Source organism: Trinickia dabaoshanensis, assembly GCF_002879885.1.
GTDB classification, from domain to species: Bacteria; Pseudomonadota; Gammaproteobacteria; order Burkholderiales; family Burkholderiaceae; genus Trinickia; species Trinickia dabaoshanensis.
Genome location: NZ_PNYA01000038.1, coordinates 52,594 through 72,884, shown reverse-complemented (window position 1 = coordinate 72,884; position 20,291 = coordinate 52,594). Strand labels below are relative to the sequence as shown.

Here is a 20,291-nt window from a genome sequence, read left to right as displayed (position 1 = left end):
AGCAAATGACATCGAATCGGTCAGAATTAAAGAAATCCAGCATCAAAACGACATGACCCGAATCGGCACGGCAGCGCTGTGGAAAGCCACCGCTGCGCCACGACGGCGATACTTCAACAGCCTGCTAAACGCCTCGAACCCGGCGTTCGGCATGCGTTTTTGCACGCTCCTGCCCCGGACAGGGCGTCTACAATTCACGAAGCAACCTTGCAATGTCGCGGCCTCAAAAGTTACACTTTGCATCGTATTTGCAGAACAGCACTACCTCTATGGCACTGATTGCACAAATGCCTCTCAATCCGTAGGTCGAGTGTTCGAGTCACTCACGCCCCACCAAAGAATTCAAAGGGTTCCAAGCGATTGGAACCCTTTTTCATTTGCGGCCTTGTGTAAGCACGGCTTATTACGCTTCACCTTCGCCATCTACACGTTCATATTGCCCAGCGGAATGTTGTTCTGCGGGTTTTGGGCGGGATCGTCCGTCTGCGGGCGATTGCGTCTGCGCATGTTGGCCACCGCATCGCTCAAATTATTGGACGCGCTGTCCAGCATGCCGGTCAGACGGGTACCCGCGTTACTGAAGCCGGTGCCCACGGCGGCGCTCACGTCGCTGATCGTGTTGCTGGTCGTCGTCTTAACGCTGTCGAACGCCGCGCTCGCGCCTCTGATGGCTTCCTGACCCGTCCGGACCGTCGCGTCCCGTGCACTGGCCAGTTTCGGCCCCATATAGTCGGCGCTTTGCTGGGCCGTGCTGCCGATCGCTTCGGCGCTATTCTGCACTGCGCTCGACACTCCCTTTTTCGCCAAATCGCCGGTTGCGTCCGACACGCCGCGCAGCGCGTCGACTGCCGGCTGCGTGACGACCGCCGCGGTGGTCCACGAGGCGAATACTCCCGCCGACGAAATGGTGCGTGCCGCATGTTCTGCTGCGACAATACCTGCCGCGCTCGCACCGTGCTTTTGCGCGAGCGCACCCGCAGCCGACGTCGCCATGCTGACCGCGCCGAGGCCGACCCCGAGCGCGCCGACGTTCGTCGTGATGCTGGGCGCAGATAGTATCGTTCGCGGCCCGCTAAGGGTCGCGTCCACCGTATTGACGACGGCCTTCGCAACGCGCCCCGTGCCGTTCGCAACAGCACCTTTCCACGTCGCTTCCTTCAGTGCCTGATACTGGTCCTGCCAGTCGGTGCGTCCCAGCAGATACTCCGGGCCGACCCGGTGGTCCTGCTCCGCGAAGTGCCGGTTGGCGAGGTTGAAGCCCGCGCCTGCGAGCGGCGAGCCGATCGCGGCGAGCCACGAATCGGTTTGCGTTGCGGCGGCCACATGACCCGCCGCGGTGAGCGCCGGTCCCACGATGCCTCGGATGATGTTACGCGCAGTGAACGTCTGGATTGCCGCCGCGTTCTGCCCGACCGCGCGCAGCATACCGGACTCCGCGCGCGCCTTGGCCTCCTGCATCGGCTCTTCAAGTTGGTCTGCCGACGACGCCAGCCACTGAACGTTTTCCATCGCTGGCCTAAGCGCTTCCGAGCCGATGTGATCCGCGACTCCCGACACAAGGCCGGCGGCGACGCCGCCCTTAAATGCATCAGGCGTGTGTTTGACGCCCGGCAACGCATTGAGACCCGAGACGACCGTGTCGCCGATCGCCGGCTTCGTGTCCAGCAGACGCGATGCCACACCGAATGGGATCGAGCCGACGAAGCCGCGCGCTCCCTCGGCGCCGATGTCGTGCCGCCGTGCCTTCGCGAACGTCGCTTCGATGGACTCACGCGTTTCGCCCATATCCATCAATCCCTGCACGCGATCGCCGATCAGTCGGTTGAGTGCGTCCGCGTGCGATTCTTCGCCGTCCGTGCTTTCGCCGTCCGTGCTTTCGGCTTCCCTGTTTTCGGCTTCCGTGACGTGCGGCTGGAAGTAGCCCGAGACGACGGCGTGCACGCCCTCCCGGCGAGCGGCACGCTGTTCCGCTGTTTCGGAAGGTGCTGTTGCGGTCGAAGCTGTTGCGGTCGGAGCTGTCGCCGGCAGCGCGACACGGCGCGGGCCACCTGCCGTATCGGGTGCGTTCGACGTGTCCGACGGCGAGCTGCCCCGCGGCGGCGGCGCACCCGCTATCTCGCGCCGCGACGTTCGCGCGTTGCGCGCGACCTGACTTTCGGCGCGGGGCGGCGCCGGAGTGATTTGCATCGAGGTATCGGTCGAGCGGCCGGACGATTCGGTTCGCATAGGATTCGCACGATGAAGATGACGAATGACTTCAAGTTACGTCGTCGGTGATGCGGGGAGTCCGGCAATGCGAAGCAATCGCGCGTCAGGCGAACCGACCATAAACAATTAGATGGGCATGGGTGATCGGCCGCTTCCGGCGGGCTGCCGGCTCATTCGCTCTGCGTCGACAGACATACAAGCAGCGACGGATGACTGGCGTAGTGCGACCCACGGCTGCCGGCCATCGTTGTGTTGTTGCATTGACCGCTTCGCGACCGAATGGATGTGGCAATACAATCACGAGCCCCCTAATATGGGCCTCGGCGGCATGACGCCGAAACAGCGGCTCTTGGCTGCGGCATAGTCCCGACTTTTGACTCGCGTTAATGGTGGGGCGATTGCCGGCGGGTGGCGCGAACTGACCTTTGCGAGAAAATTGCCGGAGTGGGCACACCGCACCGAAGGAAAGAAGGCGCCCCGACTCAATCCATGGATTCGATGAATAAGCAGGTCAGGGCCGCATTAGTTGCGGACGCAACGATCGACCATCGTCAGAGGGATCTTCGCCGACGACCAATGAACGTTGGGCTCTTGTCACGCACCGCCCTCCGCGGTCAGTGCGCATCCGACATAACGATGTTGACCGTCTTGCTCGGGTCGCCAGCGAGACCCATCGCGGCGGCGTCATCGGTTGAGTACATATAAGGTCTGATGGCATCGCCGTCGCCCGCCGTGCGACCGTTCGACAAGGTTACGGTCATATTCATCGCATTGCCGTTGAAATCCTTGTTGCCGTCGACCTTACTCACGTCCGGATTGCCTTCGCCGGCGGCTTGGCCGTTATCCGCACCACCATCCTCGTAGAGCACCTCGTTCGGGTGCGTGTTGCCGTTCGCATCCGAAGGCGAAATTCGCACGCCGATATCGCCGGAGCCCGCGACGAATGTGCCGGTTTGCCCCGGCTGCAACGTCATCGTCGCCTTGTTGTTCCCTTGAACGGAATACGTGAACGATTCGGGCCCGCTCGTATTGTTGGTGACGTTGAACGTCTTATCGTTACCGGTGCCGGTATTGAGAACCTGTGTCGAGGCGGGGCTGACGCCGCTGACGGCGGCGGCTTGCGCTACACCGCCCGCATTGTTGGTCAAGGATGCGGAGCCGGACGACCCCGACGCGCCGGATACGCCGCCAACGGGCGGTGTGGCGGCCGAAGGGCCGCTCCCACCCGCGGCTGGCGTCACGGGCGGCACGGACGCCGGCGCCGACGATTCGGGAAATGCGCCAGGCGAAACGCCGCCCGCGCCACCGCCCCCGCTACCTCCGGACGCACCCGGCTGCATGGCGCCAAGCAGCAACGGCGCGAGTTCACTGATCAACTGGAGAAGGAATTGCTGCAACTCTTGCGATTGCCGGCTCGACGATGAGGCATCGAATCCGTAACCGGTATCGAGGTTCTGGGGCGAAATCGTGAGCGAGGACATGGGATGCTCCGTGGACGCGGGTGACGTCCAATGTACCGGGCGCACGACGGCAGATACCGGCTGACAGGAAGTCATGTCCGAAAATGCGAAGCTCCGGCGAAAACCAACGACTAACCGACCAAAGGTCAATGCCTTTCACCGTGATTATCGGCTCGCCCCCCTTTAAATTGGTATTTCCCGTCAAGGCTGTTAAGCTAACGCGCGTCAAAAATCGGAGAGAGCCGATGACTCCCAATACCAATATCGACGAGCAAATCGCCGAGAACACACAAGCATTGAAAGGCCAAGCACTCGAACAATTGATGGATCGGCTGGAAGCCGATCTCGAGGAAAGCAACTCGAGCGCGGCCGCCGATTTACTGACGAGGCTGCGCGCACAACCGCTCCACCCGGACTCGATCGACGCCGTCGCGCGTCTGCATACGCTGTGGATGCGAGCCGGAGATGCGGCTGCCGCGCGCGCGGTGCTCGACGCCGACGGCACGCGCCTACTGAGCGGCGCATCGGGACCCGCCTATGCGGACATCCGGATGCAGCTCGCGCTTTATCGCCTGCAGATTGCGCATTATTTGGACGAGGAGGACGCGGTATCGTCCGCACTCGCGCAGATGCGCGACGTCGTCAAAACCGAACCGGCACTGGTGGCCGATCGATACCGGCGCGTGCGCGTGCTCGATAACATCGAGCGCGAGCGGCCTTCGCAAGCGTTGACAGCCATTGAATTGCGCAACGCACTGAATCTCGCGGTAGCCGAACGCGCGCCCGTGCGCGCCTGGGACGAAGCCGACTATCACGTTCGGCGTGCCTGGGTCCACCATAGGCAAGGCGACGCCGATGCGGCACGTGAAGCCGCGGAGGCGGGCGTAACAGCGCTCGCATCGGCAAGCGCCGATCAGTCGATCGACGCATCCGATTGGCTACGCGTCGGCGACGCGGTGATCGAGATCGCCCCGCTACAACTCGCGGCGATCGAACGCGCCGTCACGGCGTTGACGGCCGACTGGTCGTTGCCGCAGCGGCGCGAGACCGAGGTGCGCGTGGCGCGACTCGCCGCGCGTGCCGCCTACGCGCAAGGCGATCTGGCCGGGGCTTTGAGCGCGTGCGATCTCGCGCACATCAGCCTCGAGCCGAACGGCTCCGACGACTTCCTCGAATACGAACTGCCGTGGCTTCTCGAAGCGGGTCGCTTCGACGAGGCCGGTCAGCGCGCCTTCTTCCATATCTACGAATTCGAACAAGAGATGTGGGAGAGCGTGGGTCGCACGGTGCACGAGCGACTCGCAGACCCGGCCGATACCTCCGTCTGGTGGGCGCTCTGTGCCGTGCGTGCCTGCAATACGGCGCCGACGCTCGCGCGCCTCGCCGCAATCGGTAGCGAGGGAGGGCAAGATCTCGCGGCGCGCTCCCCCGTTCATGCGCAATTGTTCGCGGCACTCGCCTCGCGATCCGCTGAAGCGGCGCTAGAGACCGTCTCCGACGCGGCCCGCTCGCTGGCCGAGCAGCGCGCGCCGGGCCACCCGTGGACGGCCCGGCTCGGCGCGGTGCACGACTTCCGCGCGGGGCGCATCGACGCGAAGACGCAAGTGGCGAGGATCACCGACGCCATCGCGCGTGGCGGACTCGGGAACAAGCGCACCGCGAGTGCATTGCTGATGGCTCAGCATGAAGCGATCGGCCTGCGCGCCGCCTTCAAGCAGCCCGCGCCGACGCTCGAAAGCGGCATGTGGTGCTATCAGTTCGGCTGCGCGATCAGCGATTACTTCGTGGAGCACAAGGATTCGGTACCCGAGGCGGAGCACGGACAAACGTGGGAAGACATCCAGAAGATCCAAATCGCCGTCTACGAACAGGGCCGCGCTCACCTGGAGCGCTTCTTCGAAACGGGCAAGGGGCATTGGCTCGACGGCTGTGCGCACCTTTACTCGATGCTCTGCAACAACCTTGGGATCGCATATCGCTATACCAAACGGTACGAAGAAGCGCTCGATGTGCATCAATGCGGAATCGCCGCGAGTCCGTTCGCCGAGCATTTCGACGGTATTTTGAGCGTGCGCAGGGCCATGGAGGACGATGCGGCCATCGTCGAGGCGGCCGAACGACTCTGGCATTTCGCGGACGAGCACGGCTATAGCCGGCACGATCCGCATGCTTACATTGCCGACGTGCTCAACTCGCTTTACGAACTCGGTCGTACCAATGAAATGCTGATCTGGCTCGAACGGCTCGTGAAGTGGCAGCAACAAGAACTGGAGGTCGATGAGGAGAATTTGCCGGACGACGCGCTGGCGGCGCGACTGGCCGTGACAGTGCACTTGGCGTTGGGCGGGCACGCCGACGCGGCCGGGCTCGTTCAGCGGCTGCGTCCGCAGGCTGAGAACCGAGACCACTACCCCGTGGTTTATCGGACCGCCTCGACGTTCTATTACCTCGGCTGGCACGACGATGCGAAGGCCTGGTACGAACGCGCGCTAGCGATCAACCATACGCTGCCCGAAGCGGCGCGCTACAAAACGGACATCTTGGAAGCCCGCATCGCAGAATGCAGTCAAGCGGCCGGCGCATCGGGCCAACGCGGCGCGGCAAGCAAGCCCTGGTGGAAATTCTGGCGATGACGACGCGAGACTCGAAGCTCGGCTACGCGCCGCGCAACGCGCTCAATGCCGACGCACTCAAGGCCGCGATCGCAGCACGCAGCCGAACACGAGGCGATAACGACGCGGTGCGTTCATGGCTGTTGAACCACTTTTATCGCCACGTCGTCGCCAACTTCGAACCGGCCCGGCCGATCGAGTCCATCGACGACGCGCGCGACGCACTGGGCGGCACGTCGATCCCGGCTTGGGTACAGGCGCGCTTCGCCGTGCCGCGAACGGCCGCGCACGATGCACCGGCGCCCGTCGTCTGGGTCGATCCCGCCGCACCGCAGCTGCTCGTACTCGAAGCACGCCTAGTGGAGTTCCTGGAATCGCGTACCGGTACGTCGCTGGACGGCAAGCTCGATCGCATCAATTGTCCGCAAGCTCTCGCACTGTGGGAAAAGGAACACGCGCGAATTGCGGCACGACTCGAGCGCGGATGGCGCGAAAGCCAGCCCGATGCGCTCGTCGAGCTGCTTAACACGCCGAGCGGACGCTTCGTCGAGTTCCGTCATGACTGCGCGCTACTGCGGGCGGAAATGGCATTCGAGACTTACGTGATGCGCCACTGCCTCGGCCAGTTCGCGGATCGGCAGGCGCTGACGGGCGGCTACGGCGAACGCTATGCGGAGGCGATAGAGGCGAAGCGTCTTCGGCTCGTCAGCTTCCGCGACAAGCAGGGCCAACCGCACATCACGATTAGCCTGATCGTGCGCGCGGGCGGTAAGCCGAAGGTGGAGCAAGTGAAAGGCAAGCAAAACCGGCCGCCGATCGCGCGCTACATCGACGATCTGCTCGCTTGCCTCAACGCGCTGGACACGAACGACGCGACGCCGCCCGACTGCATCGCGATCGGCATCGTGCGAACGGAATCGGGCTGGGGCCGCATAGAAAACGTGAGAGACGCCGCCTCGCAAGCAAAGCTCATCGGCCGCTATCCTCAGCTTTTTCCGCGGCTGGCCGCTCCGGCGCCGGTCGTCGAATGGCTCGTCGCCGCGCGGCAGCCGGAGCTTTTGCGCGGGCCGAACGGGGCCCGTACGCCGAGCGTGCGATACGCGGTGCGCGACAAAGTGTCCGGCAGCGAAGCGGCTTTCTGCACCGAGGGAGTGAAGTGGCCGGGGCTCGACGTCGCCGAAGCGCAAGCGCTGCAAGCAGCGCGAACCCTACCTTGAGGCAATCACCCGAACTATGCTGTACAAGCTTCTCGTCGTCATTTTCGTGCTTTGGCGCCTCTATCGCTTCGTGCGCCGCATTCACACACCGTCGCTAGGCCCGCGCAAGCATTGGGCGCTCGCGCTCGCTCACCCGTTCGTCGATGCGACACAGTTCGCCGGTTTCGCTTCACCGTCGGCAGACGCGGTCAACGAAGCCACCCGCACACAGTTCCGCGCACCGCTGTTGCATCAAATGGGCTTGCGTACGGACTCGAGCGACGACGATGTGCGCGCGCATCTTGCCTCGACGTTCGAGTCGCATTGGTATCGCGCCGATCTCGACGATCTTTTGCCGGGCGACGAGCCGCGGGCGGCGCTCGCGTTCGCCTGCGCACGGATGGCCTTCTTCGCGCGTACGGTCATGCTGCTGCAATGGGTCGAGCCTGAAATCGCCTGGCGCGTGTTACTGCTCAATGCACAACGCGCTCAGGACTGCTTCACGAGTTGGCAAGACTTCGGAAAAGCGTTCATGGCGGGCCGGCATCAATGGGTCGCCGCATTTCGCGCCGACCCGTTCGGCAAGGGATTCGATGACGGCGCACTGGCGGGTTGGTTAAGCAAGCGCGACGCGTGGCGCGATCTGCCATGGCCGGGGCTCGCCGCACTGAGCCCCGAACCGGTTGCCGCTGCCATGCGCACCTGATTCGTCCCTCGTTCCTAAGCGCAGCGGTTCGTCGCATCGCCGTGGCGCTTTCCGCGCTCGAAGCGCGGTCCGCCGGGCGACACGCGCATGCCATCACCAAGAGCGGTCCACGGCAGGTCTGCCGGATCGGCTGCCATACTCCCGTCGGACTTCGCGATCAACACGGCCTGAGCAATCGGTTCGAAGTCGGCGCGGAAATGCACGGAACTTTTGTTGACGAGAATCTTCATCTCTTCAGGCACGACGCCGGCGACGCGATACAGCGCGCGGTCCATGATCTGCATCCGGTTGGACGTGACGACTACTCGGACATCGTCGATTCTCAGGCACGCGGTTCGGCCCAGTTCGACGGTCACCCCCTTGAGCATCGGGCCATCGCACTCGCAGCGCCCCGTCGATAGCGCCTCCACGACGAAGCGGCCCGAGAACGGGTTGCCGGACGCGGTACCGAGCGCCAATTCAACGCTCGCGCCGGTGCCCGCTCGATGCGCGATCTCGACCGCGTCCGGGTCCCAAAAGAGCCCCACCGCCGCGCGCTGCGCCCCGTGCATCACCAGCGCACGAAGCAGGTCGGTCGCGTTCGACGCGGCCCCGGCGCCGGGGTTGTCTTGGGTATCCGCGATGATGACCGGTCGGTCTGCCTCCTGCGAAAGACGCATCGACTCGACGACTGCCTCATCGGCACTGAGAAACGCGATCGACCAATCGCGCTCGTTCGAGACCACTCGTTCGTGCAGCGCATCGACCACGCGCGATAGTTCGTCCGCGTCCGTGCCGTAGCCGAAGACCAACGGTCCGCACTCCGGAAAATCCGCCGCCGGAAAGCCCGGCGTGAATGACAACGAGGCCACCGCGCCGTGTTCGAGGGATTCCAACTGCGCATAGAGCCCACGCGACGGCTCGGCATCCGTGCACATGGCGTTGATCGGAATGAGGAACGGCACACGCCGAGCGTATTTCCGCCACTGCCCGCCCGCATCGATGCGCGAGTACAGCAAGCGCGCCGCGCGCCGTCCCGCCTCGGCCATATCGACATGCGGATAGGTGCGATAGGCGACGAGTCCGTCCGATTGCTCGAGCATGCACTGGGTGACGTTTGCGTGCAAATCGAGTGACGCGATGACAGGGATGGCCGGGCCCACGATCTCGCGAACGCGCCGCAAAAGCTCGCCCTCTCCGTCGTCGAAATGTTCGGCGACCATCGCACCATGTAAGTCCAGATAGACGGCGTCCGCTTCGGCGTGACGAATGCCGTCGAGAATCTCGCCTACGATTCTTTCGTAGGCATCCTTCGTGACGCGGCCCGACGGAGTGGCGACCGCCCACACGCCCGGAATGATTTCGTGGTCGGTCTCCTTGATGGCCGACAAGAATCCACCGATCGGTACGTTCAGCGAAATGAGCTGATTAACCGCCTCGCCGCGGCGGACGGGTCCGAATGCTTCGTTGAACGCCTCGTAGCCCGCAGGCGTCTCGACAAACGTATTCGTCTCGTGCTGGAAACCGGCTATGTAGATTTTCATGAATGCTCCGTTCTTAGCAGGGCTTTATGAAATAGTTATTTTGACGTGCACCTATCTGCGACGGGACTTTACCTGAAACTGCCGTATAAAGCGGCATAGTCTAACAATGCGATGTTCGCCCAAACAAATCCTGCCAATATTGAGAGGTTGTCACGGCGCGCGTTAGCATGTAGCGCATTTAAAAAGCGGAACGGTAGCGCCCAGAGCGACCGGGTATCGCCAAGGTGATACCGCCCATGTCCGTGTTCAACGTTCCGATACTCGAGTACGCGGCGTAGGGTCATCGACGCCCACCGGTGCGATCGCCGGCGCGCGTCGCCTGCCGGTCCCAGCCGTCGTGCCCAGTGCAATGCCAAAAATGATCATGGCCGCCGAAATCAATGCGCGGCAACCAATAAGATGCCATTGCCGATTACCGCATTTTGATTGTGCCAATCGAGCGAGGCGGGCTTGAACAACAGCGCCGTTCCCAACAGTCCGATCAATACCCCGATGATTCGCCTCGCGGGCATAGCCTCCTTCAGGAAGAGCCACGCTGCGGGCGCCACCCACAAATTTAAATATCAACGCATTGCGCTACCCGGGTATAAGAAAAACGCCTCGGCGCCCTGCTTAATTCATCGAATCTAAATGCGAAAACACTCGAACTGCCTATGCATCATACCTAAATACGAATACTGAGTTTCGCCAACGGCTGCTTTTTGGCGTGGAAACAGGCAATGTGCCCATCGCGGGAATGGACGGTCCCGACGTGACATCTATCGACATGAGACCCGGCACCCGAGCCGCAACGGATGCCGGATTCCATCGTCGCCACTCGGGAGAATCACTATGTCGAACATCTTGAAGAGCACCGCCCTAGTCTTGCTCGCCGCGCTGTCGGCGAACGGGTATGCGCAGCAAAACCCGCCCACCGATCCGGAAATCGCCGCCATCGTTCTAACCGCCAATCAAGTGGATGTCGATGCCGGCCAGTTGGCGACGGCGCACGCCCAAGCGAAGGACGTCAAGGAATTCGCCCAGTTAATGATCCAAGACCATCGCAGTGTCAACGAGGCCGCCGTCGCGCTCGCTCACAAGCTAAATCTCAAGCCGGAGGAGAACCCGACGAGCCGCTCCTTGAAACAAGGTGGGCAAGACAATCTCGCTTCGTTGAACGCATTGAAGGGGAGGGCCTTCGACAAAGCCTATGTCGATCACGAGGTGGCGTATCACGAAGCGGTGCTCGGCGCCGTCGACAAAACGCTGATTCCAAACGCACATAACCAGGAGCTGAAGGCGCTATTGCTCAAGGCACGACCGACCTTCGCGGCCCATCTGGAGCACGCCCGCCAGATTCAGCGCGAATTGAGTAACGGCAATGACTAATCGCCTTGCGAACGTATGGCGTGCGGCGGCACGGCTCATAGCTTGCGCCGCAAGCGCCGCTCTGTTGGCGCACGCGTTGCCGGCCGCCGCGGCAAAGCGCATCATCGTGATCGGGAACATGCAATTCCACCCTTCGACCGTGGTGGTCGAGCGCGGAGACAAGCTCGTTTGGGTCAATCGCGATCTGGTGCCGCATACCGCTACGGCCGCCGGCATGTTCGATTCGGCTGCCATCGCACAAGGCGGATCTTGGTCGTATCGGGCAAGCACTCCCGGCCGCTACGCGTACGGATGCTCGCTGCATCCCGGCATGAAGGCGGTGCTCATCGTGGAGAAAAAACGTGGCCGTCCCGCTTCCCGGTAACGCCGCCGCATCGGGCGCCGCGCCGTCGTGTGATGACGATCGAGCGCTCGCTGGGCGGATCGCGGCCGGCGACCGCGCCGCCTTCGAGCACATGATGCGCCTCTACAACCGCCGCCTGTACCGGCTCGCGCGCGCCACGCTACGCGACGACACGGAGGCCGAAGACGCGGTGCAGGAGGCCTACCTTGCGGCTTTCCGCGCAATCGGCGGATATCGAGGCGACGCCACGCTGGCGACCTGGCTGTCGCGCTTGGTATTGAACCAGTGCTTGGCGCGACAGCGCCGCCAAACACGGCGCGAGAACATCGCTCCGATGGTCAGCACGTCGTCGCTCGCCGAAGTGGAGCAAGATGTCATGGATACGAGGCGTTCGGCATCACCCGATGAGACTGCGATGCGCGCCGAAATCCGCGCACTGATCGAACGTAGGCTCGATGCGTTGCCGGAGCCATTCCGGCTGGTTTTCGTGCTGCGTTGCGTGGAAGAACTCAGCGTCGAGGAGACGTCGCAGTGCCTCGGCATTCCCGAGGCCACGGTCTGTTCGCGCCATTTCCGCGCACGTGCCCTCTTGCGCGAATCGCTCGCGAAAGACATCGGCTTGGCCGAGCGCGACGTCTTCTCGTTCGCGGGCAATCGGTGCGATCGCATCGTGGCCGGTGTGCTTGCGCGGCTCGACGAGTAGGGCCGATGCGCTGCGCGGGCCCGGCGCACCGATTGACGCCGCCGGTTGCGGCGAGCCGCCTATGGCGAGGGCGCCATGATCCGCAGCACGGGCCGATCGTCCACGTTTTTGAGCGGAAAGTAGACCTGGTGCGTAGCTTCATCGACGGCAACCACGTGCGCGTTCGGCGCGAGGCGACCGCTGCCCATTTCGGTAAGACCGCTGGGTTTCACACTGAACATCGACACCGTGCCCGATTCGCCGGCCACGTAAAGCACGCTTGCCCGAGAATCGAACGCGAGCACGTCCGGATCCTTACCGACCGGCAACGAGGCAACGATTCGTAGCGAACGCATGTCGAGGACGAGCAGCTTGTCGTCACCGTCGCATCCCACGAAGGCAAAACGGTCGCGGTCATCGATCAACAGTCCGTGATTGTGCCGCCCGCCCCGCAGAGCGATGCGGCGAACGATGCGGTCGGTGGCTGGATCGATTTCGGCGAGTTCGTTGCGAGTCTGCACGTTGACGAATACATGACGAGACACCGGATCGTACTGCGTGTTGCCGGCCTCGCCGCCCAGGTCCACCGTCGCAATGCGCGCGTTCGTGCGCGTGTCGATGACCGTTTCCGTTGCGCCGGTTTCGTCGGACACATAAAGCTTCATTTCATCGGGTGCATAGGCCATGCCGTCGGGATACGCTCCGGCCGGCATGCGAGCGACGATCTTCATCGTGGCGTCGTCGATCGCGACGACTTCGTTCGAGCCCGTGGCGGATGCATAGACCCGTCCCAACGCCGGGACCGCCAGCACGCCGTGGACATCGGCGACGTTTTCGATCCGCGCAACGACGCGCTGCGAGCGCACGTCGAACGCGATCACGTCGCCGTCGCCCAAATGCGCGATGAACAACAGGTGGCGAGTAGGGTCGAGGCTTTCGTAATCCAAGCGCGTCGGGCCACCGGGCAGCACGACATCGGCCACGTGTTTGAGCGGCAAGTCATGGGACGGCCCGCTATCCGCGGCGCTCGGGGCGCGCGACGCGAGCAGAGCGAGGACCACACCGATTCCGCACAGCGCGGCGAACGCCGGTGCCGCCCAACGTCGTTTCCGCGGCGAGTTCATCGACACTCCCGTTGGGACATGCAAACAAGCGAGCACGGTGACGGCACCGTGGCCCTATCGACGCATGTCCGCGCGATACGCGACGCCGATTAACCGTGAACGATCGGATAAGCGACTAGCCCGATCAGGGCGGCGGCCGCGACGATCACCGGCTCCTGCAGCTTCTTGAAACGCCATAGCAACAAAACCGTCGCGACGGCAATGGCCGCGGTCGGCAAATCCACGATCGAGCGCTTGGCGATCACGAGGACGGAGCCCGTGATCGCACCGACAGCGGCCGCCGTGATCCCGCCAACGAACGCCTTCACGCCCGGAAGTCCACCGTACTTCTTGAAATACGGCGCGGGGAGGACCGTGAACAAATAGCAGGGTAAGAAAGTGCCGAGCGCCGCCACGCACGCACCGGGTAGGCCCGCGACGAGATAGCCGATGAACCCCACGGTGATGACGACCGGCCCCGGTGTGATCATGGCGACGGCCACCGCGTCGACGAACTGTTTGTCGTTGAGCCAGTGGTGCTCGGAAACCACGCCGCCGTACAGGAACGGCACGATCGCAAGACCGGAACCGAACACGAACGCACCGGCCTTCGCAAAAAACGCCCCGATTTGCACAAGCAGCGGTACGTTCAGATGAAATAGCAGACCGCCCGCCGAGGGCAGTCCCGCGGCCGCTAGCGCATTCATATTGCCCCTGCGCAGCCATTTCGGCGGCGCACGCCAAAGCCAGCCGACGAGCCCTGCGGCGATGAACAGCCACGCGATCTCCGACTCGGTGACGAAGGTCACGACGGCCAGCGTCAGAAAGATGACCCACAAGAGCTTATCGCGGCCTACCGTTTTGCCGCTCAGTTTGTAGGCACTCATTGCGATGATGCCCACGACGGCGGCGCCTACGCCATAGAACACGGCCTGCATCCACGGCAGCCCACCGAAATGCGCATATGCCCAGCCGAGCGCAACGACCATGAGGAACGACGGCAGCACGAACGCAAAGCCTACGAGCGTCGCACCGAGAATCCGGTAGTGGACATAGCCGAGGTAGATCGCGAGTTGCGCGGCCATCGGTCCCGGCGCCAGCTGGGCGAGCGCGAGCCCTTCCTTGTAGTCGGCCTCGGAGATCCAGCCGAGGCGCTCGACGAGGTCCCGGCGCATATAGCCGGCCAGCGCCACCGGCCCGCCGAAACCGAACGTGCCGAGGCGCAGCATATAGCGAAGCAATCGACCGAGCGAATAACCCGGCGCGAGCGTGGCCGCGGTGTTCATATGCGCTTGTCCTTCTCCGATGGGGCCCCCGACGCGAAGTGCGCATACAGCGAATCGAGCACCTGGCTCATGTCGGCAAGCAAACGGTCGTCATCCCCGGCACGCTCGCGCGCACCGGCCAGAATCGCCTCGAAGCCGGCGGCCTCGAGCGCCGCGGGACCGCCGACGTCGAGACTGTGAACGATGTCACCCAGCCGCTTGAGCGCGGGATCGGCTTCCAGCGCGAAGCTGGCGGCCAGCACCTCGAAGGTCACGCGCTCGCCGACATGCGTGAACGCCGCCCCGTCGAAATCGAAACCCAGCGCCTGCGCGGGGCACGCGGCCGGCGATTCGAGCCAGACAAAGCGCGCGCCCGGATCGATGAACCGCCGGATCAGCCAAGCGCTTGCCACTCTGTCTACCCAGAGGCGCCGTCTCGTCGCCCAGGTCCGCCCCTGGTAGTCGCCGCGTGCGAGCAGCGGGATCGGTCGATCGGCAGCGTGGGGCTCACCCGGCGACAGCACGGTATCGACGAGCGAAACGAAATCCTGCCAAGCCACCTCGGCACGCGTCACGGCATCGCTTGGGAAGTAGTCGATCGCGCGGATCGCGTCGAAGTCCTTGCGCAGCCGTCGCACCAGCCGCGCCAGTTCGGTACTCGATTGGCCCGAGAGCGTCTTGCGCGCCTCGGAGAGCGAACGGACGAAAGCGGCGTAGTCGTCGCCGCGGTCGAACAGCGCTCTAAATTCCGCATCCTGCTGCGCGTCCGAACTCGGAGCGCGCAGCAGGTGCGCGACGCCGCCGCTCTCCACGATGGCCGCGGCAAGTTCTTGCAAAGCGCGCTCGTGCTCGTCGCGCGAAGGCAGCAAGTAGACCCCGTCGCGCAGCACCGCGCAGCCCTTCGCTTTCAACGCTCGCCAAAAGCGCATCCGCGCCGTGGCGTTTTCGGTGGGCAGCGTGAGGACCAGCAGAATCCAGTTTGGCGATTCGTTCATGTAGAGTTCGTTACGTTGATGCAACACACTCTACACAACGACTTCCGAATCGCCAAGAAATAAATGGGCTTAGCCGGGGTGCGCCACGTGCCAGATGCCTTTGAAGCCATCGCCGTTTTTCTGCCCGGCCGCTTTGTCGCCCGAGAAGCGATAAAGCGGATGCCCTTTGTAGGTCCATTGATGTTTGCCTTGCTCCGCGCCGATCAACCCCCAGTCCCCGGTCGGCTTATCGTACGAATCGGCGAGCGCGGCGGGCCAGATGCCCGCGCAGCCGCCGGTGCAGGCGCTCGATCCTGCCGTGGTGTCCTTGTCGAACGTGTACAGCGTCATCCCCTCGTCGTCGACGATCATGCCGCCCTGCACCTTCGGGGGTTCCGCGAACGACGCGGTGGACACGGCACAGGCGAACAGGCATAGCAAAGTCTTCTTGATCATGGTGGGTCTCCTTGGATAAAAGGGGGAAGGTAGTGGCTTGTCCGTCATCGCCACTGTTCCGGGTGTCCGCCCAGATCGCCGCATACGTCCACGGCGATCTCGCGGAGCCGGTCGTCGGAAACGTCGCCGGACAGCGCATACGCCGTGCGGCGGCTCACCCAGTAGAACGTGCGGCGATCGCCCTCGCGCAACGTCCGCACGGGCTCCTCTCCTCGCGAAGCGGCGCTGATATAGAGCGCGAGTCGCTCGCCGCGTGCGTTTTCATACATGAACTGCGCCGCCGGACCCGCGAGACTCGGCAGTAGCCGTCCACCCAGGAACGCATAGCCGTACTCCGCGAGCGACGGCACCGACAGCGGCCGATTCAAGCGCTTCGAAAGCCAACTGACGACGGTCCCCTCGCGCGTGGCGGCCACCTCCACCGCGTGCTCCCGCTCGGGCGCATACAGCGCATAGGCGCGATCGGCCTGCCGAGCGAACGCGATCTGCGCTTCCGGCGGCGAGCGATATATTTGAAGCGCACCGGCGAGCCAGACGAGCGCGGCGCCGGCCGCGAGCGAGCCGGCGGCCACCAAGGCATGCCGCCACCATGGCGTACGGATGCGCAGTACGATGCATGGGCCGCTTGTTTGCGCGGCAGGATCGGCGAACAACGCGCGCAAGGCGGCCCGTTGAGCGCGAAAATGCATCACGCAAGCTGCCGCGCGCGGGTCCGCGGCCAGTCGCTCCGCGATAGCCCGCCTTTCGGCTTCCGGCAACTCGCCGTCGACGAAGGCCGACAGCGCGTCTAGCTCGCTTTGGCTGAGGCCATCCCCGGGCGCGAGGTTCGGATCGCCGGTCATCATGAATTCCTCACGGCTTTTAGCGCGGTGGGGCGTCGCTGCGCACCGTCGGCAAGCAGCGATCGCATGTGCTCTCTGGCACGCGAAAGCCGCGACATCACCGTTCCGACCGGCACGTCGAGCACCGCCGACACCTCCCGATAACTCAACTCTTCGACGCAAACGAGCAAAAGCACTTCTCGCTGTTCGAACGGCAGACGATAGAGCATGCGTTGCACGTCTCGCAGGGCGAGCGAGTCGACTTGGCCGGACGGGACTTCGAGGCCATGCCAAGGCGCATCGTCGTCATCGACGGCGAGTTCCCTGCGTGCGCGCAGTTGATCGACATAGAGATGGCGCAGGATGGTCAACAGCCAGGCGCGCAGATTGGTGTCGGGCCGGAAAGCATGCACGCGTGTCAGGGCCCGCTCGGCCGTGTCCTGCACGAGGTCGTCGGCCCAGGCCGGATCGCCCGTCAGCGCGCGCGCGTACCGCCGCAACTGCGGCAGCCACGCGACGACGTCGGCTTCGAAGCTCATGTGCTCGGGATGGCGCCGAGTTCAATAACCGCCACTACCCGACCCGCTACCGCTGCTGCCATTCGTCGAATGCCAAGACGAATCGGAGCCGCCCGACGACATGCAGCCCGCCGATAGCACCAGCGAAAGCGCCGCGATCAAGACTGAGAGCATCCGTATCGATTTCATTTCCGCCTCCTGACGGTGAGGGATAGGAAATAAACGACTCGAGCAGGTACTTTATTCCCTGCGCGTCGAAATATCGAACGAAACCGGTCGCGGAGCGCGGCACTCAGCGGCCGCTAATTGTCCTGAATTGACGGTCCTGGCCGGTGGCCGCGCAGCACGGCACAGGTAGAATCATCGCGCTCGTGGTTGCGATTGCCATTCGGCGTGTTGCGACCGCGTGGCCCGTTACGGAGAAACCGATGCTCGAACTCAGACCCGGCTGCGAATGCTGCGACAAAGATCTGCCGCCCGATTCGGCCGATGCGCTGATTTGCTCGTTCGAATGCACGTTCTGTACGCATTGCGCGACCGACGTACTGAAGGGAAAGTGCCCGAATTGCGGCGGCGACCTCGTCAGCCGGCCTCGGCGTCCCGCGAACAAATTGGCGAACAACCCGGCCTCGACCAAGCGCATATTCAATCCCGCGTGCGCGGAGCAACACTGAAGCGGGCTTCGGCGTTCGAATGAACCGCGGGCGCCCCCTTCAAATGAGTTCCAAGGCTCCCGGCAAGGGGCGTCCTTCAATCAATTGCGCGCCGTTTCGACCCGATATGAGTATGAGTTGCACAAAGCTATTGACCGGCGCGAAGTGCTTAAAAATGGACTCTAGCGCACGGGCATAGGCGCTGATCACACAATCGCCAAGCTGCGTATCGTCGACAGCCAGACGAACGCGTATTCCGCGCACCAGCATCGGTTGCGGCTCCATCGTCACCCATTCGAGCGCGGATTCTCGCGCGAGATGCATGATGCTGTCGATATGGCGTAACGCGTTGGATGAGCGCGATGATACGTGAGCTGTCATCAGCTTTTTGAGCGCCGGCAAACCCGCCTGGTTCAAGCTCAGATCTCCCGCCGACATCGTTCCGACGATGTCCCACAACTGGCGCTGCGCGTTCGGTTTGGCTGCGCTCTCCGTCGGTACGCGCAGCATCATGACACGGCCGGTCATGGATTCATCCGTATGAATTAAATCGCCATCTACGTCCGCGACTCTCAACTGCGACGGCAGGCTGCCATTCGTGCAAGCCAAATCCATCTCGATCTGTTTGCCGGTCGCTTCGCTCAGCTGACCGCTCGAATCGACGAGCGACAGCACCATGTCATGACCGGGCAGCAACTCGGCAAGCCGGCCGTCGCGCTGCGCGAGCCAAAAGGTGCCGAGTCCGCTCTGCGCTCCGTGGTGTGACAGCGAATGGTACGGCTCGATTTCGTGCGTCTTCACGCCTGTGGCGTTTTCCTCGATCACACGCACGGCCTCGACCCAATACGGTGAAGCATCGGCGCAGTTCAATGTGCCCGGCACAACGGGGAAGATCGGGAACTCGATGTTTTCTATTGGGATCGGCTCGGAGGGCGAGTCGAACAAGTTGACGACCGGCGTGCAAAACAGTTTGAAGTTCGTCGCACCTAGCGTTTGTAGGAGGTGAGCCGTCGCGCTATCGTGCGAGAGGTCTTTGATCGGGAGATGCAGCGTCACGCTATGGCAACGGCCAGCGGCTTGCATCAACGCAGATAAGTCGACGTCGAGAAAGTCGAACTTTTCCGGGAAAGCGAAGTATTCGAGCAGCAATCGAAACTGAGATTGATTGCCGTCGCGGCGTTCGATCAACGACTCATCGAGCGCGAAGCCGCACGCCGATATCGGCACGGCGTCTAACGCAATCCAAGTTCCGCAGCCGTCGGCTTCGACGAACGCATTCGAGGTGCGAAGTAACAGTGTGTCGATCGTGGCGGCAACCATGCGGCGGGTGCCGTCGACGAACACGCGCGCGCGTTTCGGTATCGCGTCAGCGATCGGCGCATTCGCAGCGTGGGCGGTAAATGTTATCGAAACGATCGCCGTGGTGTGTTCGTGCAATCGAACCTTCGCCGGCGCGACGGTAGCGGGCGAATAACGCGCGTGAGCGATCCGTATCGGAGCGAATACCACGTCGTAGACGGTACGAAAGAAGTATTCGCCTGTGCGCGTCTTCAGTTCGACTCCGCGTTCGATCGTGAGTGGCTTGGTCAGTTTCGCGACCGCGCCCGAGCCTTCGAAGTGCGCGATCGAGCATGAGGGAAACGGACGTAGATACTCGGGATAGAGTATCTCGAGCATGGCTTCGGGCAGTTCGGGCAAATCGTCGTCGATGCGCGTGCTTGCCCGCGCGTTCAACAACGCCGCGGATTGAATCAGTCGCTCGACGTGGGGGTCTTCGGAATGCTCGCCGGAGATGGCCAAACGGGCGGCCGCTTTGGGGTAACGTTCGGCGAATTCGCCGAGGGATTGCCGCAGTAGTGCGAGTTGGCGCTCGTATTCGGGAAGCAGGTCGTCCATCGGGTTGGTTTTTCTTCCGGGTGAGTGACGCCTTTATCCGTGGCGATACCGGTGGCGGCTGGGTCGGTTTTTTTGGCGTTGGGCGCTGGCAACCGGCGGTCCCTTGAACTTACCGCGCGCATTGTATTGCCCGGCCCATTACAGAGCACCATATATGGAAGGATTCGGACCAAGGCTCATTCGCGCTTGGCGGCGATCCGCCGTCAGACCGCGGCCTTATCTTGCCCTAAGCGGAGATCGTCAGTCCCGCCCCGAGGACGGTACGCTTGATATCAGCGTCGCACCGCAGGAAGTTTCGTGACCGTCGAAAGCCGCCGGCTTACCGTCGACGATGAACGTAGGATCGCCTTCCGCGATCACACAGTTTTGATGACCCTGCATCGGGCAGATGCATTGATCCCCTTGCCGCGCAACGGGGCGATCCATCACGTTGCTCACCCCGCTGCCGGTGATCACTTGGCCACCGTGGCTCGTTGCATCGCCGACTCGAATGATTCCTCTCATGGG

At 63.2% G+C, this 20,291-nt stretch carries 20 protein-coding genes; 7 read left to right on the top strand and 13 right to left on the bottom strand.

Annotation, left to right across the window (positions count from 1 at the left end; genetic code table 11):
* Nucleotides 1–423: 423 nt before the first annotated feature.
* Nucleotides 424–1,941, bottom strand: a complete 1,518-nt coding sequence (locus tag C0Z18_RS29675; RefSeq protein WP_146014128.1) for a hypothetical protein — start codon at nucleotides 1,939–1,941, stop codon at nucleotides 424–426.
* 881 nt (nucleotides 1,942–2,822) lie between these two features.
* Nucleotides 2,823–3,689 carry a hypothetical protein gene (locus C0Z18_RS29665; protein WP_102649007.1) on the bottom strand — a complete coding sequence of 289 codons (867 nt, stop codon included), beginning with the start codon at nucleotides 3,687–3,689 and terminating at the stop codon, nucleotides 2,823–2,825.
* Between the two features lie 224 nt (nucleotides 3,690–3,913).
* Here C0Z18_RS29665 and C0Z18_RS29660 point away from each other — a divergent pair, with 224 nt between their 5' ends.
* From C0Z18_RS29660 to C0Z18_RS29650, 3 genes are read left to right on the top strand one after another with little or no spacing between them, the layout of a single operon-like run.
* Nucleotides 3,914–6,301 carry a tetratricopeptide repeat protein gene (locus C0Z18_RS29660; RefSeq protein ID WP_102649006.1) on the top strand — a complete coding sequence of 796 codons (2,388 nt, stop codon included), beginning with the start codon at nucleotides 3,914–3,916 and terminating at the stop codon, nucleotides 6,299–6,301.
* The gene (locus tag C0Z18_RS29655) at nucleotides 6,298–7,497 is read left to right on the top strand and encodes a hypothetical protein (RefSeq protein WP_102649024.1); all 1,200 of its coding nucleotides are present in this window, start codon (nucleotides 6,298–6,300) and stop codon (nucleotides 7,495–7,497) included. Before C0Z18_RS29660 ends, C0Z18_RS29655 begins: the two co-directional genes overlap by 4 nt.
* 16 nt (nucleotides 7,498–7,513) lie before the next feature.
* Entirely contained in the window at nucleotides 7,514–8,182 is a 669-nt protein-coding gene (locus C0Z18_RS29650) for a DUF1266 domain-containing protein (RefSeq protein WP_102649005.1), read from the top strand.
* Nucleotides 8,183–8,196: 14 nt separating this feature from the next.
* On the opposite strand, the gene C0Z18_RS29645 is transcribed toward C0Z18_RS29650, so the two are convergent.
* Together C0Z18_RS29645 and C0Z18_RS33805 are read right to left on the bottom strand one after the other, a co-directional pair.
* Nucleotides 8,197–9,705 (bottom strand): M81 family metallopeptidase, encoded by a 1,509-nt coding sequence (locus C0Z18_RS29645; RefSeq protein ID WP_102649004.1) that lies wholly within the window; start codon nucleotides 9,703–9,705, stop codon nucleotides 8,197–8,199.
* A gap of 377 nt (nucleotides 9,706–10,082) precedes the next feature.
* Entirely contained in the window at nucleotides 10,083–10,217 is a 135-nt protein-coding gene (locus C0Z18_RS33805; protein ID WP_269845339.1) for a hypothetical protein, read from the bottom strand.
* 319 nt (nucleotides 10,218–10,536) lie between these two features.
* Between C0Z18_RS33805 and C0Z18_RS29640 the strand changes: the two genes are divergently transcribed.
* Genes C0Z18_RS29640 through C0Z18_RS29630 form a run of 3 tightly spaced genes read left to right on the top strand, consistent with a single transcriptional unit; the run spans nucleotide 10,537 to nucleotide 12,119 of the window.
* A complete protein-coding gene (locus C0Z18_RS29640; protein WP_102649003.1) occupies nucleotides 10,537–11,073 on the top strand; it encodes a DUF4142 domain-containing protein in 537 nt (178 codons plus the stop codon).
* A complete protein-coding gene (locus C0Z18_RS29635) occupies nucleotides 11,066–11,437 on the top strand; it encodes a cupredoxin domain-containing protein (protein ID WP_102649002.1) in 372 nt (123 codons plus the stop codon). Before C0Z18_RS29640 ends, C0Z18_RS29635 begins: the two co-directional genes overlap by 8 nt.
* Complete coding sequence (locus C0Z18_RS29630; protein ID WP_102649001.1) at nucleotides 11,415–12,119, top strand: RNA polymerase sigma factor; 705 nt, start codon at nucleotides 11,415–11,417, stop codon at nucleotides 12,117–12,119. Before C0Z18_RS29635 ends, C0Z18_RS29630 begins: the two co-directional genes overlap by 23 nt.
* A gap of 59 nt (nucleotides 12,120–12,178) precedes the next feature.
* Here C0Z18_RS29630 and C0Z18_RS29625 read toward each other — a convergent pair whose 3' ends face one another.
* The 7 genes from C0Z18_RS29625 to C0Z18_RS33335 form a co-directional block, all read right to left on the bottom strand.
* Nucleotides 12,179–13,222: a YncE family protein gene (locus C0Z18_RS29625; RefSeq protein WP_233217543.1), complete on the bottom strand. Its 1,044-nt coding sequence runs from the start codon at nucleotides 13,220–13,222 to the stop codon at nucleotides 12,179–12,181.
* A gap of 89 nt (nucleotides 13,223–13,311) precedes the next feature.
* Nucleotides 13,312–14,487, bottom strand: a complete 1,176-nt coding sequence (locus tag C0Z18_RS29620; protein WP_102649000.1) for a chromate transporter — start codon at nucleotides 14,485–14,487, stop codon at nucleotides 13,312–13,314.
* Nucleotides 14,484–15,461: a chromate resistance protein ChrB domain-containing protein gene (locus C0Z18_RS29615; RefSeq protein WP_102649022.1), complete on the bottom strand. Its 978-nt coding sequence runs from the start codon at nucleotides 15,459–15,461 to the stop codon at nucleotides 14,484–14,486. Before C0Z18_RS29615 ends, C0Z18_RS29620 begins: the two co-directional genes overlap by 4 nt.
* A gap of 69 nt (nucleotides 15,462–15,530) precedes the next feature.
* Nucleotides 15,531–15,896, bottom strand: coding sequence for a COG4315 family predicted lipoprotein (locus C0Z18_RS29610; protein ID WP_102648999.1), 366 nt, complete (start codon nucleotides 15,894–15,896; stop codon nucleotides 15,531–15,533).
* A gap of 44 nt (nucleotides 15,897–15,940) precedes the next feature.
* Nucleotides 15,941–16,738: an anti-sigma factor family protein gene (locus C0Z18_RS29605; RefSeq protein WP_102648998.1), complete on the bottom strand. Its 798-nt coding sequence runs from the start codon at nucleotides 16,736–16,738 to the stop codon at nucleotides 15,941–15,943.
* Nucleotides 16,738–17,256, bottom strand: a complete 519-nt coding sequence (locus C0Z18_RS29600) for a sigma-70 family RNA polymerase sigma factor (RefSeq protein WP_102648997.1) — start codon at nucleotides 17,254–17,256, stop codon at nucleotides 16,738–16,740. Before C0Z18_RS29600 ends, C0Z18_RS29605 begins: the two co-directional genes overlap by 1 nt.
* Before the next feature lie 21 nt (nucleotides 17,257–17,277).
* Nucleotides 17,278–17,424 carry a hypothetical protein gene (locus C0Z18_RS33335; RefSeq protein ID WP_199189582.1) on the bottom strand — a complete coding sequence of 49 codons (147 nt, stop codon included), beginning with the start codon at nucleotides 17,422–17,424 and terminating at the stop codon, nucleotides 17,278–17,280.
* Nucleotides 17,425–17,663: 239 nt separating this feature from the next.
* Here C0Z18_RS33335 and C0Z18_RS29595 point away from each other — a divergent pair, with 239 nt between their 5' ends.
* Complete coding sequence (locus tag C0Z18_RS29595; RefSeq protein ID WP_102649021.1) at nucleotides 17,664–17,909, top strand: DUF1272 domain-containing protein; 246 nt, start codon at nucleotides 17,664–17,666, stop codon at nucleotides 17,907–17,909.
* Between the two features lie 39 nt (nucleotides 17,910–17,948).
* Here the strand turns inward: C0Z18_RS29595 and tssF are convergent, their stop codons facing one another.
* Nucleotides 17,949–19,784 carry a type VI secretion system baseplate subunit TssF gene (gene tssF, locus C0Z18_RS29590; RefSeq protein ID WP_102648996.1) on the bottom strand — a complete coding sequence of 612 codons (1,836 nt, stop codon included), beginning with the start codon at nucleotides 19,782–19,784 and terminating at the stop codon, nucleotides 17,949–17,951.
* 240 nt (nucleotides 19,785–20,024) lie between these two features.
* A complete protein-coding gene (locus C0Z18_RS29585) occupies nucleotides 20,025–20,288 on the bottom strand; it encodes a PAAR domain-containing protein (protein WP_102648995.1) in 264 nt (87 codons plus the stop codon).
* Between the last annotated feature and the right edge of the window lie 3 nt (nucleotides 20,289–20,291).